At 71.3% G+C, this 16,587-nt stretch carries 11 protein-coding genes; 2 read left to right on the top strand and 9 right to left on the bottom strand.

The genetic code is table 11. The features are described 5' to 3' along the window. Nucleotides 1-106: 106 nt before the first annotated feature. Both WMF20_RS34765 and WMF20_RS34770 read left to right on the top strand, forming a co-directional pair. Nucleotides 107-2,128, top strand: coding sequence for an OmpA family protein (locus WMF20_RS34765; RefSeq protein WP_437606115.1), 2,022 nt, complete (start codon nucleotides 107-109; stop codon nucleotides 2,126-2,128). Nucleotides 2,129-2,157: 29 nt separating this feature from the next. Continuing rightward, the gene (locus WMF20_RS34770) at nucleotides 2,158-3,048 is read left to right on the top strand and encodes a PPC domain-containing DNA-binding protein (RefSeq protein ID WP_437606116.1); all 891 of its coding nucleotides are present in this window, start codon (nucleotides 2,158-2,160) and stop codon (nucleotides 3,046-3,048) included. A gap of 66 nt (nucleotides 3,049-3,114) precedes the next feature. Here WMF20_RS34770 and WMF20_RS34775 read toward each other — a convergent pair whose 3' ends face one another. The 9 genes from WMF20_RS34775 to WMF20_RS34815 all read right to left on the bottom strand — a co-directional run bounded on the left by WMF20_RS34775 (nucleotide 3,115) and on the right by WMF20_RS34815 (nucleotide 16,587). After that, nucleotides 3,115-3,708: a polysaccharide biosynthesis/export family protein gene (locus tag WMF20_RS34775; RefSeq protein WP_129578369.1), complete on the bottom strand. Its 594-nt coding sequence runs from the start codon at nucleotides 3,706-3,708 to the stop codon at nucleotides 3,115-3,117. Continuing rightward, nucleotides 3,708-5,102: a hypothetical protein gene (locus WMF20_RS34780; RefSeq protein WP_437606117.1), complete on the bottom strand. Its 1,395-nt coding sequence runs from the start codon at nucleotides 5,100-5,102 to the stop codon at nucleotides 3,708-3,710. The genes WMF20_RS34775 and WMF20_RS34780 overlap by 1 nt, the downstream gene beginning before the upstream one ends. A 38-nt stretch (nucleotides 5,103-5,140) precedes the next feature. Then, on the bottom strand, nucleotides 5,141-5,779 hold the full coding sequence (locus WMF20_RS34785; RefSeq protein ID WP_437606118.1) for a hypothetical protein: 639 nt from the start codon (nucleotides 5,777-5,779) through the stop codon (nucleotides 5,141-5,143). Nucleotides 5,780-5,926: 147 nt separating this feature from the next. Then, complete coding sequence (locus tag WMF20_RS34790; RefSeq protein ID WP_437606119.1) at nucleotides 5,927-7,375, bottom strand: AgmX/PglI C-terminal domain-containing protein; 1,449 nt, start codon at nucleotides 7,373-7,375, stop codon at nucleotides 5,927-5,929. 190 nt (nucleotides 7,376-7,565) lie between these two features. Beyond that, entirely contained in the window at nucleotides 7,566-8,156 is a 591-nt protein-coding gene (locus tag WMF20_RS34795) for a hypothetical protein (RefSeq protein WP_437606120.1), read from the bottom strand. 61 nt (nucleotides 8,157-8,217) lie between these two features. Continuing rightward, nucleotides 8,218-8,466, bottom strand: coding sequence for a hypothetical protein (locus tag WMF20_RS34800; RefSeq protein WP_020738965.1), 249 nt, complete (start codon nucleotides 8,464-8,466; stop codon nucleotides 8,218-8,220). Nucleotides 8,467-8,480: 14 nt separating this feature from the next. Beyond that, nucleotides 8,481-9,836: a tetratricopeptide repeat protein gene (locus WMF20_RS34805; RefSeq protein WP_437606121.1), complete on the bottom strand. Its 1,356-nt coding sequence runs from the start codon at nucleotides 9,834-9,836 to the stop codon at nucleotides 8,481-8,483. Further along, complete coding sequence (locus WMF20_RS34810) at nucleotides 9,833-14,182, bottom strand: tetratricopeptide repeat protein (RefSeq protein ID WP_437606123.1); 4,350 nt, start codon at nucleotides 14,180-14,182, stop codon at nucleotides 9,833-9,835. Before WMF20_RS34810 ends, WMF20_RS34805 begins: the two co-directional genes overlap by 4 nt. After that, nucleotides 14,179-16,587, bottom strand: a complete 2,409-nt coding sequence (locus WMF20_RS34815; protein WP_437606124.1) for a tetratricopeptide repeat protein — start codon at nucleotides 16,585-16,587, stop codon at nucleotides 14,179-14,181. Before WMF20_RS34815 ends, WMF20_RS34810 begins: the two co-directional genes overlap by 4 nt.

Raw genomic sequence — 16,587 nt, forward strand, 5'->3', positions numbered from 1 at the left:
CGACCGCGGAGCGCAGCGCGCCGCCGGAGCGTCGGGCGCCCCCGGATCGCGCCGAGACGATTGCTGTTTTGACTCTCACCCCGGCAGTAGTAGAGGGTCGGGCGCGATGCGCGCCAACTGGAGGGTGCCGGCACGATCAAGCCTCCCGCTGCTGGTGGCCTCCGGTTTTTTCATGGCGGCGGTCCTTCCGGCGCCGGCGCGCGCGGACGAGTGCGCGCCGGCGCACGGGATGTCGAGCTGCATCGACGCCGACAACCTCTGGCCCCACGCGGGCGGCGGCCCCTTCTTCGCCGTGGGGAGCACGGCGACGACGCCGAGCGCGAAGGCCTCGTTCGGCCTCGTGGCGAGCTACCTCTCGCGGCCGGCGGGCCTGCGTGTCCCCTCGCCCGACCCTGACGGCACGGTCGTCCACGTGCTCGACAACATGATCGACGCGACCTTCCTGTGGTCGCTCGGGCTCACCGATCGCCTCGAGGTCACGGTCGCCGCGCCGGTCACGCTGTACCAGGACGGCGCGGGCTTCGCCGATGTCCTCGGCACCGACGCGGTGCTGCACCGCAGCGTGATGCGCGACGCGCGCCTCGGCGTGGCGTTCGCCATCGTGCCGCCGCCCCGGAGCGGCCCGCTCGACGGCTTCTCGCTCGCGGCGCGCCTCGAGCTCGGCCTGCCCACCGGCGACAGGACCGCGTTCGCCAGCGCCGGGACCGTCACGCTCGCGCCGACCGCCGCCGCGGCGTACCAGCTCGGCCAGCTCCGCCTCGCGGCCGAGGTCGGGGCCCGGATCCGCGGCTCGAGCGCGCTGCTCGGCGTCGAGATCGGCTCGCAGCTCCTCGGCGCCCTCGGCGCTGCGGTCGACGTGCTCCCGGGCCGCTGGCTCACGGCGTCTGCAGAGGCGTTCGCCCTCTACACGCTCGCCGAGCAGCCCGCCCGCGGCGCGGCGCTGGTGCCGGCGGAGTGGATCCTCTCGGCGACGAGCGCGCCGTTCCTCGCCGGCGACGTCTCGCTGTCCGCCGGCGGCGGGAGCGCCATCCCGTTCTCCGCCGAGGGCACGCTCACCGCGCCCCGCTTCCGGTTCAACCTGGGGCTGCGCTATGCGCCGATGGGGCGCGACGCGGACGCCGACGGCGTCCTGGATCGCGACGACGCGTGCCCGAACGTCGCGGAGGATCGCGACGGCTTCCAGGACGGTGACGGCTGCCCCGACCCCGACAACGACGGCGATCGAATCCCCGACGACCGCGATCGGTGCCGGGACGAAGCCGAGACGATCGACGGCTTCAAGGACGGCGACGGCTGCCCCGACGACGACGACGACGGCGACGGGATCCCGGACGACGCCGACGCTTGCCGGAACGCCGCCGAGGACCGCGACGGCTTCCAGGACAGCGACGGCTGCCCCGATCCCGACAACGACGGCGACGGGATCCCGGACGAGCGCGACACGTGCCCGAACGGCGCGGAGGACGTCGACGGCTTCAAGGACGACGACGGCTGCCCCGATCCCGACAACGACATCGACCAGGTCCCTGACGCCGACGACCGGTGCCCGGACGAGCCCGAGGATCGCGACGGCTTCCAGGACGACGACGGCTGCCCCGATCCCGACAACGACGAGGACGGCGTGGTCGACGCGGCCGACGCGTGCCCCGTGACGGCCGAGACGATCGACGGCGCGAACGACGCCGACGGCTGCCCGGAGCCGGGAGCCAGGTCGCTGCCGCAGTGGTCGGGCGATCGGATCCTCCTCGACGGCCTGGCCCGCTTCCCCGCGGGCAGCGCGCGGGTACCGCCGGCCCTGGCGGCGCAGATCGGCATGATCGCCCAGCTCATGCGCGGGCGCATGCCCCTCGACGTCGTCATCGTGGAGGCCTACCCCGATCGCCAGGGCGACTCGTCGGCGCGCGCGATCGAGCTCGCCGGCGCGCGCGCGAGCGCCGTCAAGGAGCTCCTCGCCAGCGCAGGTATCCCGGCGGACCGGATCACGGCCGCCGCTGGCGACACATCAGCCATGCGCGCGAAAGACGCGCCCCAGATCGAGGTGACGGCGACCCGCGCTCGGCGCTCGGAAGGAGCACGCCGTGCTCCGGGCGCAGCCTCCTCGACGACCGGAGAGAAGAAACTGCGATGAATGTTTTCGAGGCACGCCGTGCCCGTCATTTGATCATCCGCCTCGATCGGGGCGAGGAGCTCCCAGCGGCGCTCGTGCGCGCCCTTGACGAGGCCGAGGCGCGCGCCGGCTGGATCGAGGGGATCGGCTCGCTCGAGAAGGCGGAGGTCGCGCTGTTCGATCAAGCATCCCGCGCCTACGCGAAGACGCGCGTCCTCGAGGGGCCCTGCGACGTGGTGGCGCTCTCCGGGAGCATCGCGCTCCAGCAGGGCGAGACCTCGCTTCGCCTGTCGGCCACGCTCGCCCGCGAGTCTGGCGTCGGTCTCCAGCTCGCCGCCGGCGAGCTCGTCTGGGCTCGGGTTTACGGGCTCGAGCTCCGCGTCACGGCGTTCGACGACCTGCCCCTCGCGCGGGCGTTCGACGATCGAACGGGCCTCATGCAGCTCGTCGCCCAGTCGACCGCCATCCCGGCGATCGCGAGCGAGGCGCCCCGGATGGCGCCTCCGGCGCAGGCCGCCGAGCCGGCGCGCACGGCGCCTCCGGCGCAAGCCGCCGAGCCGACGCGCGCGGCGCCTCCGGCGCAGGCCGCCGAGCCGCCCCGCGCGCCGCCGCCGGCCGCCGAGCCGCCCCGCGCGCCGGCCCTCGCTCCAGAGCCCGCCCGCGCGGCGGCCTCGGTTATGGAGCCCGCGGCCGTGCCGCTGCCGCAGCGCCCGGTCCGCCCTCGCCAGGAGGAGGACATCTATCCGGAAGTGGGCGACAGCGTGACCCACTTCCACTTCGGCGAGTGCACCGTGATCAGCTCCGACGGCGAGCGGATCCGCCTCCGCCAGGAGCGCGACGGGCGCGTGCGCGAGGTCTCGCTGACGATGCTCCGCATCGAGCCTCCCACCGTGGATCCGGCGACGGGCCGGAAGCACTTCCGCCTCGCGCGAAAGAACTGAGCGCGCGGCGCGCTGCGTCGATCGAGGGGCGGCGGACGGCGCGCCGCCCCTCGGGCGCGTCGTCGCTCAGAAGACGCGCTGGGCGACGTTGATCGAGTCCCCTGCCTGGAGGGGCACGTCGGGGATCTTGTTGTCGATGATGTCCTCGACCGAGACGGTGGCGAACACCGTCTTGCCCTGGGACTTCCTGCGGATCGTGACCCGATCCTTGTCCGCGATGCTGTTGAACCCGCCCGCCATCGAGATGGCGCGGAGCAGCGTCATGCCAGGCTGGAGCGGCAGGGATCCAGGCTTCTGCACCTCGCCGAGCACCTCGACCCGCTTCGAGTTGTACTCCTTGATGCTCACGCTCACGCTGGGGTCGGTGAGGACCTGCCCCTCCATGAGCTTCGCGCGGACGAGCTCTGCCACCTCCTGAGGCTCGAGGCCCGCCACCTTGAGCCGCTTCACGTAGGGGACGTCGACGGTGCCGTCCGGCGCGACGGTGAACGTCGTGGGCAGCTTGTCTTCCCCGACGATGCGGAGCTCGAACACGTCTCCGACGCCGATCGTCGTCGCCTCCACCGGAGGCGGCAGGTTCACCGGCCCGGCTTGGCGCGACGAGCAGGCGGCGATCACCAGCGCGAGGATGGCGGCGGCCCACCGACCCGAGCGTCGCATCACATGAACCAGCGCACGCCCAGATAGGCTTCGAACTGCTGCCATCCGAGATGGTTCTGGACGTTGGACTCGTCGAGGATCCTCAGCGCGGTGCTGCTGATGTTGTTGCCATACCGCAGCGTGGTGTTGATCCCCAGAGAGTCCGCGAACCGGTACTCGCCGAACAGAGAGGCGTCGATACGGACGTCCGTCCAGGGCTCCTCGGCTGCGACGAGGCGCCCGTCATCCGCCGGGATCCCGGGGAACACGTGGGCAGCCACGCCGCCGTCGAGGATGAGCAGGAACCGACCGCCGAAGAAATAGGTCAGCTTGAGGTACCCGCGGTCGCGCTCGAAGTAGCTCGCGAGAAAGCTGTCGTGGAAGTCGCGCGTGAAGCCGGCCGAGAGCGATGAGAGCGCGAGCGTCGCCGCCGCAGGGTCGGCCGACGGATTCGGCGTCAGGAACCACTTCAGCTCGAGCTGGCCGATGACGCTGTCGAAGTCGTGCACGACGTCGTTGTCATTCTTCGGCGTGTAGAAGCTCGCGCCCCAGCCGGCCATCGCGAGGAGGCCGAACGACGATGTCACGAGGCCGTTGATCCCGAGCTGCGCGCGCAGCGGGTGAGAGGAGAGCTGGGCGCCTGGATTCGGGTAATCGACGAACCCGAGCGACGCGTCGTAGATGAGCGCCGTGCGCGGCAAGAAGCGCCAGCGCCCCCGCGTCCGGACGATGTGCTGCATGTTCGTCAGGCTGTCGTACTCGTCGAGCTCGAAGAACGTGCCCGCGAAGCGATAGCCAAGCCGCCAATCGAGCAGCCCGCCGCCCGGCGTCCACACGAGCTCTGCTCCCGCGCCCGCGTGGACGCGCCGGAAGCTCTGGTTGGAGATCCCGATGTCCGAGGGAGCGATGGTCCGGCCGAGCGACGCGTCGAGGACCGCGGACCACGGGCGCTGGGGCAGGATCGTCAGGTTGGCGTCGAGCGAGCCGCCGATGTTCCGCTGCTGACCGAGCCGCTCCTGCCCGCGCTCCGGCCCGGAGACCGGGAAGAAGTCATCATAGGTCGCGGCGATGCCGGCGCGAAACTCGACGTCCGGCGGCGGCGCGTCGGGCGTCACCTCCTGGCGCTGCCGGCTGAGCGTCGAGAGCGAGAATGAAGGCGTGATCCGGAGCCGCATCGAGCCGACAGGCCCGATGTCGTCCACGCTGGCCACGTCTTCCTCGTCCCTGCGAAAGAAGTTGGAGTCGTAGCCGAACTCCGCCGCGATCCCCGGGTGCAGCTCGAGATCGCCGGCACGAATCCCGATGCCCTCGGTGTAGCGGCGATCCTTGAGCCAGGGCTGATCCTGCGCGAGGGCCGACGCCGGGGACAGAGTTAGTGTGAATACGGCAGCGACTATGGTGTCACGAGGTTTCATCGCCTATTGGGCAGTGGCAATCCGAGAGAGGCGGTCGCCTACCGAAAACAGCTGCTGCACGCAGGCGGCTCGATGATGATCTGGCTGACGGGATACTCGGAAGGATCCTCCTTGGGGAGGTTCTCATCGATATCGACCTTGACGGCGCTCTCGCCGATATAGCCCGCTTCCTGGCCAATGCACTGGTTGGCCTCGGCCGTCAGCTGCTCGGAGCGCTGGCGCAGGACCGTCAGGATCGTGAACTCGTGATTGGAGAGATCGGCGTCTCGCCGATTCACGGCGAGCTCCAGGCCCTGCCGCCGCTCGCGGGCGGAGCGGATGGCGACGTCGATCTGATTCAGCTTGTCGTTCAAGCAGAGCGTCTTCACGACGTCTCGCTGCGAACGGGCCGTCTCGAGCTGGCGACGAACGGACGTCCGGGCCCCATCCATCCGAGCGAGGAAGGTCTCGCTCTGCGCGAGCTGCTCGGCCGGCGAGAGCGTCACCTGCCGCGCGAGGCCCGCGGACGCATCCGGCGGAGGCGCCGTCTGCGCCTGCGCAGCAGCGATGCCGTGGCCGATGACGACCGAGACCAGCGCAACTGCTGCGAAGCCGGGGATCTGTTCACGTTTCATCGAAGCCTCCGAAGTCAGGCCCGCGCAGTATAAGTGCGGGCAGACGTGGTTGTCAAAACGCAATGAACATGCCGAACGGCCAGCAGCTCGACCTGTCGGGAGGCCCCGTACCAGGTTTTTCCCCATTGGATGCGCGACGGCATCACGCCATTCACGTTCTGGCGAAGGGGGAGGATTGCGTCTTGTCCACGAATCTGGGTGGCGTCGGGCCTATTGGCTCACGAAGGTGACAGGAATCACAACCGTCGCGCCGCCGCCCTCGGGCGGCGCGAACTGCGCGCTCTGGACGCGCGCGACCACGCAGGAGACCACGGTCCCGGACAGGCCGGAGCCGCCGGAGGGGGTCGCCGAGAGCACCTCGCCGTTCGGGCCGATCTTCGCGGTGATCCGGACCGACCCCTTCATGCTCGGGTCCTCCTGAAGCCCCTTATTGTAGCAACGACGGAACCCAGCGGTCATCCCTGCCACGACGGAAGGCGCGTTCGAGACGCTCCCGCCGGAGACCGCGGCCCCGCCCACCTGGGCGTTGCCGACCGGTCCCTTGACCTGCTGCGCCGAACCGGCGGTCGCCGGACCGCTGGTCCCTGTGTTGCCGATGGTCGCAAGACCGCCGCCGCCGGCGGCGCCAGGTCGCACGGTGCCCCCACCGGCGCCCCCCATGTTCAATCCCGCCACACCCCCCTTTCCGACGCCGGACCCGGAGGCGGCCGCGTTTTCGAGGAGGCCCGTCGGCACATCGCCGGAGCTCAGGACGCTGGCTGTGGCGTTTCCGCTCGAGTTGAGCGCGCCCAGCATCTGCATGTCGAGCTGCGCGAGCTCGTTGGTGAGCGCCGAGGCGCGGGCGTCGCTCATCCCGCCGGAGCCCTTCCCCGCGCTGGCAGCCGCGCCCTTGTTCCCGCCGCCGCTCGCGGCCTTGGGCGCCTCGGCGGTCGGCGCCGCCGTCGCGGCCGGCGCCTCGGCGTTCTCCTTCGGCTGCTCGACCACCGGCGGCGGGGGCAGCTGCTTCACGGACTCGAGCAGCGCCGCGACATCGACCTCATCGTCGACGACCGGATCCATCCAGTCGGAGTAGATCGACCCGACGGCGCCGAAATGGAACAGGAACGAGAACGCGGCGATGATCGTGGTCGTCCAGTCGATGTCGTTCGCAATCCCCGACTTCACCGAGACGGGCAGCTGCGGCTTGGGCTGCACCGGCGGCGGCGCGACGAACTGGAACAGGAACGTCGTCTCCCCCACGACGATCTTGCCGCGCGCCTCCTCGCTGAGCTGGACCTGATAGGCCTGGGCATTGCCCACGGCCACGCGCTTGGCAGACGACTTGAGCGCGGAGAGCTCCGAGACGCCGGCCTTGAAGGCGACCCGGCCGGTCATCCCGTCCAGGAAATTGAGGAAGTACTCGCCGCCCACGAGCTCGAACAGCCGAAAGCTCGGCGGGATGCTCTTGCTCGGGATGACGAACATGCTCTTTTCGCTGGGCCCGATGCTGACGTGGGTGCGCTGCTTGATGACGCGCTCCTCGATCACCTTTCCCCCCTGGACCAGGCCGATCCTGAGGACCTTCGGGCCGGTCACCGGTGCGACCGCCCGCATGACCGCGGTCATCTGCCCGGGCTGGCCGGGGCGCGACGGGGTGGGGTGCGGGTGCTGCTGGGTCATTCCAAAGGGCTCCGGGAGAGAGGGGACGACGCAGGGGCCGACGCCGGTCGCGCGCGGCGGGCGGAGCCGCGCCCGAGGGCCCGGCGGGCCCCGGGCCTGGATCCGCGGAAGGAGCGCTGCGCAGCGGAGGGCACCACAGCCCGCGAGGGTACACGGACAGCTGGGGGCGGTCCAGGAGAGCGCGCCGCGCTCAGGGGGGCGCGCGGCGCGCTCGCCGCGGTGATGCGCGAGGCGCGCGGGGAGCTCCGGCAGCGCCGTCGAGCGGGCCCACTGCGACGACGACGAGCGCGTCGACGGCCTCGCGCGTCCGCGAGGCCGCGGCGCGGCCGGCGCGCCCGGCCGCCGCGGACGCGATCGCGCCGGCGGCGCCCGCGACCAGGACGAGCGCGATGGCCGAGGGCCCGGCCTGCGCGAGGAAAGAGATCGTGGCGAGGAGCAGCGCGGCGAGCGCCGAGAGGCGCGCCGCCGCGCGCGGCCACCCCGCGCCCGCGTCGAGCCGCTGCTCGAGCTCGGCGAGGAGGTCGTTCGCCGCCGCGATCTTCGCGCGCGGGTCCGCGGCGGACATGACCTCGAGCGCGAGCCGGCGCTCCCAGCTCTCCGGCGGCGACCGCCTCGCCAGCTCGGAGAGCCGCGCCTCGGCGGGCAGCGCGCGGAGCGAGCGCGCGAGCGCCGTCAGGTCGCCGCCCGTCGCGCGCGCGACCTGCGCCGGGTGCTTCCACGAGATCGCGGCGCAGGCGCCGCTCGCCGCGATCGACAGCGCGATGAAGAGCGCGGCGGACACGCCGCCGCCTAGCGCCCGCGATGCGCGCCCGGAAATCCGGCGAGATCTCCGGCCCGAGGCACTAGAACGGCTCCTTGAAGATCGCCTGCTCGATGCGGTCCAGGAAGGGCTGGCGCAGCTCGGCGAGCGTGAGCTTCGGCTGGATCCGGCTGACGTCGACGGCCGCGATGGGCTTCTGGATGCGGCCGGTGATCGTCACCTCGGCGAGCGTGATGACCCCGCGCTGCTTGCCCTTCTCCTGCGCGCTGGCGCGCTCGCCGTGGCAGAGGATCGCGAGCAGGACCGAACCCAGCGCAAGTGCCTTGTACATGCTCATGGTCTCCCTCACGTGTCGGTCGCGGCGTCGGCGACGCCCCCGTCCGCCTCGGCGGCTGGCGGAGCCGCGGGCTGCGCCGCGGCCGCAGCCGCGTTGAGCTCGCCCTCCTTGAGCTTGGCGCGGTTCAGGAGCTCCTCCGAGTCGTCGCGCTGGCCCTTGTTGCGCAGCTCCTGGAACCGCGTGAGCGATTTGATCGCCTCCGCCACCTGCTGCTTGGGCGTCATGCCGGGGACGCTCGGGGCGAACAGGTACAGCAGGCCGAGGTCGTAGTGGACCTGGGGCAGGTTCGGGTTCCGGGCGAGCACCCAGTCGAACTCGCGCTTCGCTTCGGCGTAGCGCTCGAGCAGGCGGTAGGCGTCCCCGAGGTTCAGGTGCGCGGCCACGTGCTCGGCGTCGAAGCGGACGGCGCCCTCGAGGAGGGGCAGCGCCTCCTGGGCGTTGCCCGCCTCGAGCAGGTAGGTCGCGAGCTGCACCCGCGCCTCGACGAGATCGGGGCGGCGCGTCACCGCCTTGCGGAACTCCTCCAGCGCCGCGGCGCGCTGCCCCTGCTCCCGGTAGATCAGGCCGCGGAGCAGCAGCGCCTCGGCGTTGTCCCTGTCGCGCGGCGGGTTCTCGCTGACCGGCTCGAACCCGTCCAGGATCGCCTGGAGCGCGTACAGCGCGAGATCGAGGCGCCGGTTCCTGTAGTGATCGCGGGCGATGATGACCATCGCCGGCCGGTAGTCCGGGTTGATCTTCAGCGCCTCCTGCGCGAGCCGCTGGGCCGAGCCGGTGTCCCTCTGGAGCGACTTGATCTCCGCGAGCGTCGCCGCGACGGCCGCCGACTTCGGCATCTGGCCGCGCTTCTCGTTGAGGAGCCGCTCCGCCTCGCCGAGCTGGCCCTTCCGGGCGAGGAGCATCGCGTACGCGACGATGGCCGGCTCGTAGTCGGGCACGAGCGTGAACGCCTGGCGGTAGCTCGCGCCGGCGCCCTCGTCGCGGAGCCGCTCCTGCACCACGCCGAGCGAGTAGAAGGCCTGGTGGGCGCGCGGATCGGCCTGCGTCGCCTGCGTGAACTGCGCCTTCGCGCTCGCGAGGTCGCCGTTCGCGAACGCCTGCAGGCCGCCCTGGTAGATGGTCGCCGCGCGGGCGTTCATGGCCACCGGCGCCCCCGGGGCAGGCTGGTCGTACGGCCGCATCGAGCTCGGCGCGTCGTTCATGCCGTACGGCGCCTGGACGGGCGGGGCCGCGCCAGCAGGGCCGGTCACGGGGCGGGTGGGCGCCTTGGGCGGCGGCGTCGCCTCCTCACCGCAGGACGCGAGGGCGAACGGCGACACGACCGCGAGCAGGCTGACGAAGAGGCTGATGGAGAGGCGGCGCTTCATGGCACGACCGGCAGGGGCAGGGGGAGGCCGTCGGGGGCGAGCGGCGGAGTCATGCCGGGCCGCGTCCGGAGGAAGATGCCATCTTTGTACTCGAACGGACGCTTCGTCTCGGGATCGATGATCCCCTGGCTCCACTCGCGGAGCTTGGCGTCGCCGAGGATGTCCGTGAAGAACGCGAGCCGCTGGATCGCATAGTCCACCGCCGGATTCCGCACCTTCCACGCCTTCGCCCAGACGACGGACTCGACGTAGAACTTGACCATCGCCTTGTCGGCGTCGTTGAGGAGCCGCTCGCGCGCCGCGCGCCACTGCTCTCGGCGGTTCTGCCGGAGCGCGTCGGCCGTCTCCTGGAGATCCTCGCGATCGCTCGTCTCGGCGAGCTTGAGCAGCTTCTCTTCCTTGTCCGTGTAGAGCCGGAGGCCCGGCGGGCGGGCGTTGTACAGGCCCGTGCGGCAGGAGTCGTAGAGCGAGCCCTGCCGCGCGCGCGCGGCGACCGACCACGGCCGCGACTCGTACGCGGTGATGACCTCCTGGAGCTCCTTCCAGTACCGATCGTTGGCCTTGGCGATGTCGGCCTCGAAGGCCCGCTTCACCTGATCGATGACCCCCTCGTAGCGGTGGTGCCCCGTGTCGTAGTCGAACTCGGCCTTGATGCGGTCCTCGATGGCCTTGTAGGCGCACTCCGCCGCCATGTCGGCCTGCACCGACCCGAGGGCCTTCTTGTCGCCGGCCGCCGAGCTCCGGAACGACGTGAACGACGTCATGGTGTTCTTGCACCACTCCCGCGCCTTCGGATCGCCGGCGGCGCCGCGCATCTTGGACGCGTGGTAGGCCGCCTGGACGACATACCCGCTCGCGGCCGGGTTGTTCTTGTTGGCCGCGTAATAAGCCTCCATCGACTGCATGGCCTTGGTGCGCGCGGCGCGGTTCGGGCCCTCGTCGGGCCCCTGCTCGTCCCAGGCCTTCAGGTCCGCCGACGCGACGAGGAAGTCGATGTCGGCCTTCTGCTCGGGGGGCGGGTTCAGGCTCATGAAGGTGGCGCGCGAGGCCGTCATCTTGTCGCGCTCACCGATGTTCGCGTAGAGCAGCACCGAGTTCCGGGCCGCGTCCCGGCGCGCCGCCTGCTCGAACCGCGTGTTGCGAGCGATGGTGTCGTAGGTCTCGGCCGCGCTGCGGTAGTTGAAGAAGAGGACGTACGCGGCGGAGAGCGCGTCGTAGGCCTGCTTCAGGTACTTCACCCGCTCGGCGTAGCGCTTCGGATCGGGGTTCTTCGGCGGGTTCGCCCCCGGGTCGCCCTTCTCGAGCTTCGCCAGGTTCTCCTCGTTTCCGTACTCCTTGATGAACAGGGAGTACATCGCGATGGCCTGGTCGTAGTCGCCCACCTGCTTGTAGCAGTAGGCGCCGTTCATGGCGGCCTCCGGCGCCTCGTCGCGGGCCGGCGCCTTCTCGAGCGCGACCTTGTAGAGCGCCGCGGCCTCGCGCCAGGCGGCGACGCGCGCCGGGCCGTCCGGCATCTTCTCGGCCTTCTCGAAGGCGCGGGCCGCGTCGAGGTAGTAGCCGCGGGAGATCGTCGGCCGGGCGATGTCGCCCTCCTTCAGCTTCTGCTCCTCGCTGACAGCGCAGCTCCGCGTGAGCGCCGCCTCGGCCAGCTTGCGGCTCTGCTCGACGTTGTTCTCGAGGTTCGACATCGTCGTGAGCCGCTCCCACGCCTTGTAGCCGAACTCGGTCTTGCCGCACTGCGCGTCGTAGATGGGCTCGAGCCGCCTGCGCGCCTCGGCGAACTGGCCGTAGAGGAAGTAGTAGTCCGCCGCCTGGAACGCGTAGAGATCGATGTTCTTCGGGGCGTCGAGCGCGGGGGGCACGCGCTGGATGTACTCGTCCCGCGCGGTGACGGCCGCCTGGACCTCCGGGGGCAGCGGCTCGGTGACGACGCGCTGCTCGTCGCCCTCGCCGACGATCTTGACCTTCTCCCGCGGCTCGAGCCCCTCGGCGCCCTTCGTCCGCTGGAAGAGCTTGTGCCTATCGAGGAGCGCCTGGTGGGCGGTGTCGACCACCATGTACGCCGCGGGCTGCAGGTACTTGTCGTCCTCGTTCGAGTCGCGCACGCCGACCGCAGAGCTCCTCGCCAGCTCGACCTCCTGCCGCGTGGGCGAGCGATCCATGGCCACCGTGATCACGACGACCATGTGGTGCGCGTCGGCCAGCCAGTACCGGCTCTCGTACGCGTCCGGGGCGTTCTCGTCCTGGGCCAGGTAGCCGGCCCACCCCTGCGCGGCGAGGCGATACTCGCCGAGCGCCCGCTCGAAGATCGGGTCGCGCGTCTCCTTCTCTTCGATCGTCAGCGCCTGCTGCACGAGGGCGCTGCCCGCGTTCGTGTGATCGGCGGCGGCCCGGCGGAGCCCGCCGCGCACGAGCCGCTCGGCGGTCTGGATCGCCTCGGGATCGTCCTTGTTGGCCTCGACCCACGGCGTCATCCCGACGTACTGGGCGAGCTTCGTCCGCGCCTCGAGCGCCTTGGCCGAGTTCATCGCCCGCTCGGCCGTGCCCTCGCGCGACTGCGACGTGAGCGTGTCGTAGATGTCCGCGATCTGGTTCTGGATCACGGGCGCGTCGCGGTGCATCGGCCACTTCTGCAGGATGATCTCGCTCACCTCGATCGTGTTCCGATACTGGTTGAGCTCCTTGAACTCCAGCGCGAGCGCCTTGTAGATCTCGACCGTCCACTTCTGATCCTGCGGGATCAGCTTGGGATCCTGGACGCGCTCGATCGCGATCCGCATCTTCTGCTCGGCCATGCGCGGGTCGGTCTCGATGTCGAGGACGTCGTTCCGCGGGATGTAGGGCTCCTCCGGCCCGGGGCCGACGAAGTCGAGGTACGTGAGCGAGCCGGCGATGTAGGTGTACGCCTCCGCCCGGAAATCCGCGCCAGGATCGCCCGTGAGCTTCTCCTGCTCGTCGGTGTAGCGGAGCAGCTCGATGAACTGGCGTACCGAGGTCTCGTAGCGCTGCTGCTTGAAGTACGTCCAGGCGAGCTTGTACATCGCGACGCCGTGGACAGGCGGCTTCTTGTACTGGATCGACTGACGGTACGCCGACCCCGCCCTGTTGTAGTTGAACGGGCCGCCGGCGCGGTCGATCTCGTTGAAGTGGTAGTCGCCGATCTGCCACCAGACCTCGGCGACGTAACGGGGCTCGGCGCCGAGCGCCGTCTTCTGCGGGATCGGCTGGCAATCGTCGGGGTAGGGATCGATGTAGCCCGTCTCGTCCTCGACGACGGGGGCCTTGCCCCGCGCGGGCCTGCGGGCGGGCTGGGCCGCCCGGCCCGGCGTGGGGCCGATGGGCGTCGGGTGGCGCGCCTCCCAGCCGGTCCAGTAGTCGGCGTCGTGGTCCTGCGGGAGCTTGCCGATGGTGTCGCGCGTCGGGTCCTTCGGGTCGGGCGCGACGGGGTACGGGTACTTGTTGTGGCAGACGAGCGAGCGCCACACCTGCTGCGCCTCGGGGAATCGCACCGAGTCGTTCAGCGCGTGGCCGAGGTAGTAATAGATGCCGGCGAGCTCGCGGTACTGCGGGAACTCGTGGATGACGCGCTTGTAGAGCGCGATGGCCGGGAGCAGCGCGACGCTGAGATCCTCGCTCGCGTCGGAGTCGGTGCGCGCGCGCTCTTCATAGAGCGCGGCCAGGCGGAACATCGCGTCGGGCGTGTTCTCGGGGTGAGCGTTCGGGCCGCTGTAGCGCTGGACGAACGCCTCGAGCCTACGGATCGCCTCTTCCCGGGCGTCGCGGAGGCCCTTCCGCTCCGTCTCGATCTCCCGGTCGAGCGACGAGAGGATGCGCCGGCGCCTGTCCTCGTAGTGGTGCTGCACGATGCGGGTGATGGCGCTCCGGTAGTCGCGGGCCGCCTTCTCGTAGGCGGCCGCTTCCTTCTCGAGCGCCGCGAGCGCGGCGAGCTGGGCGGGCGTCGGAGGAGGAGGCGGCGGCGCCTGCTTGCGCCCGACGGACATCGGCGGCGCGAAGGGTTGCACCGGCGGCAAGCCCGCCGGCGCAGGGGCGGCTCCGGTCTGCGGAGCCGGCGCGGCGGCCCCCGGCGCGGCGGTCGTCGGCGCGGGCGTGGCGGAGGCCGCCGGCGCGGGCGCGGGCTGGGCGACCGGCTGGGAGAGCGCGAGGGGCGCGACCGCCAGCACCAAGGCGAGGCTGGCCACCCCGAGCGCGCCGCGCGGGCGACGGCGCCTCGTCCTCACGACGTCGCCGAGCGGGCCGCGCGCCCCCGCCGGTCCGAGGATCTGCGCCCCTCGGCGCGACGCATCAGCGATCTGCGGCGCGCTCGCGCCGCCCTGCTCGTTGCTCACTTCTCATCCTCCGGATCGCCGCTGTCGTCGAGGACCTCGTTGAGCTCCTCCTTGAGGACCCGATCCTCACGGGCGCGCTCGACCTGCAGGCTGCGAACACGCGTCATCTGCTCCTCGCGGACCTCCCAGGCTTCCTCGGTGATGCCGACGTCGGCGCGCAGGATGATGTTCTTCAGCCGGTCGCGGACGAGGCCGAAGTTCCGCATCGCGACCTCGCCGACGACGAGGCGCGCCTCCCGGTCGAGCGCGTCGAGCTGCACCGAGTAGTGCACGACGCTCGCCGTCTCCCGGCTGACGATCTGCCGGAGGCCCGAGGACTTCTGCGCGACCTCGCCCTCGATCTCGCGGAGCGCCGCCTCGACCCTCGCGTCCGCCGCATCGCCGGACCGGAGCAACGGCGCGATCCGCTGTGCGTACGCCGCGAGATCCGCGCCGCCGGCGCCCGCCGCGGCCAGCTCGACCTCCCGCGTCAGGGCGTCGCGGTGGGCCTTGCGCGTCTGCGCGTCCTCGATGAAGCGCTGATCGCCGAAGCCGACCTGGACCCGGCCCGCGCTCACCTGCTTTCGGAGCGCGTCCGCCTGCTGGCGGTAGAGCGCGAGGTCGCGCTCGTTCTGCGCGAGCTCGTGCTCGAAGCGGGCGATGCTCGCGGGATCCCGGACGACGCCGGCGTGCGGCCCCTCGCGGAGCAGCCGCCGGAGCCCGTTGATCGTCGCCTGCAGCGAGTCCATCTGCAGCGTCAGCTGCTGGAGGCGCTGCGACTGGGTGTTCCACTGCTTGAGCGCCTGCGCCTCCCGGTCCTGGAAATCGGCGTCGGTGACGGGCACCCGCGAGAGGCGCTTCTCGAGCGCGCGGCGCCGCGCGCGCGCGCTGCCGATCTCGCCCGAGAGCGGATCGTCCTCCACGTCGTCCATGCCCTGGCCGAGCGCGAGGCGCGCCAGCGCGACCCGGTTGAGCAGCGCGAGCGCCTTCTCCTCGCCCGCCTTGAGCTCCGGGAACGCGCGCACCCGGTTGGGCGAGCTGAGCACGGCGTTCAGCTTCTCGATCAGCTCGTTCGACTGCTTGATCAGCTCGCGGCAGTAGTGGATGTCGTCGATGACCGCGAACGCGGCCGGGCCGTCCTCGGCCTCGCGCGCCCACTGGACCGCGAGCGGCGGGAGCGAGGCGTTCGTGTCGAGCGCCTCGAGCTGCTCCTGGCTCAGCTTGTCGTAGTAGACGGCGGGATCGCTCGTCGAGCCGAGGAAGGCGTCCACGCGCGCGCGCATCGGGTCGTAGGTGGCGCGCACCCCCTCGTACACCTTCAGCGCCTTCTCGAACCGGCCGGCGCGCAGCATCAGGTCGCCGCGGAGCAGCGAGCCGTCGGCGATGTTCTGGCTGTCCGGCTCGGCGATGGCGAGGATCTCGAGCGATCGCTGGGCGCGATCCACGTCGCCCAGGCGGACGTACACCCAGGCGAGCTCGTAGAGCATGGTCCCGAACTCGGGCGAGACGCGATCGATGTGGCCGTACGCCTGCACGGCCTGGGCCCACTGGTCGGCCTCGTAGAAGAGCCGCCCGATCGCGAGCCACGCGAGATCGATGACGCGCCGGTGCTCCGGGGTGTCGGCCGGCAGCTGCGTCACCTTCTGGAACAGGTCGATCGCGGCGACGTAGCGGGTCTTGGGCACCGCCGGGGGCACGTCGCCCTCCTTGAGCGGCTCCGGCGGGGGCGTCGCCTCCTTCACCGCGATCAGGCCGAGCAGGTACCTCGCCTGGTGGAAGTACTCGCTCCGCGGGTCGACCGCGCCGAGCGCCGCCTTCGCGCCGGCGAAGTCCCTCTTCACGTAGAGGCCCTTGCCGCGCGCGTACGAGAGGGCGCTCCCCGCCGCGGAGGACGGGACGTTGTTCATCGAGGCGAAGACGGCGTCGAGGGCGTCGTAGTCCTTGATCCGGAGGCAGATGTCCACGAGCCGGCCGAGCGCCTTCTCCTGGTAGGCGGCGAAGCGCGGCTCGGCGCCGCTCGCGACGATCCGCTGGAACACCCGGCGGGCCGAGAGGTACTGCTTCGAGCGGAAGTACGTCTCGCCGAGCAGGTTGAGCGCGTCCGGGAAGGCCGTCGGATGGTCGGGGTACTTCTCGACCACCTGGTTCAGCACGTTGGCCGCGCGCTCGTAGTCCCTGGACCCCATCAGCAGGACGGCGTCCGCGATGCGCTGCTCCGGGGTGCGCTGCTCGCCGCGGGACTTCTGGATCGCCGACTGGATGGCGCCCAGCCCGGACGAGACGCTGCTGATCTGCTGCGAGGCGCTCGTGTAGGCGCGCTCGCTGTCTAGGGCCCACGCGTCGGCAGGGGCCGCGGTCGTGGCCGCGCCGAGCAGGAGCAGGCCAAGCAAGGCAGGGGTAACCCGCGATCCGGAGTCCCAGGTCAT

This window comes from Sorangium sp. So ce834 (assembly GCF_051521425.1).
Taxonomy (GTDB): Bacteria; Myxococcota_A; Polyangia; order Polyangiales; family Polyangiaceae; genus Sorangium; species Sorangium cellulosum_D.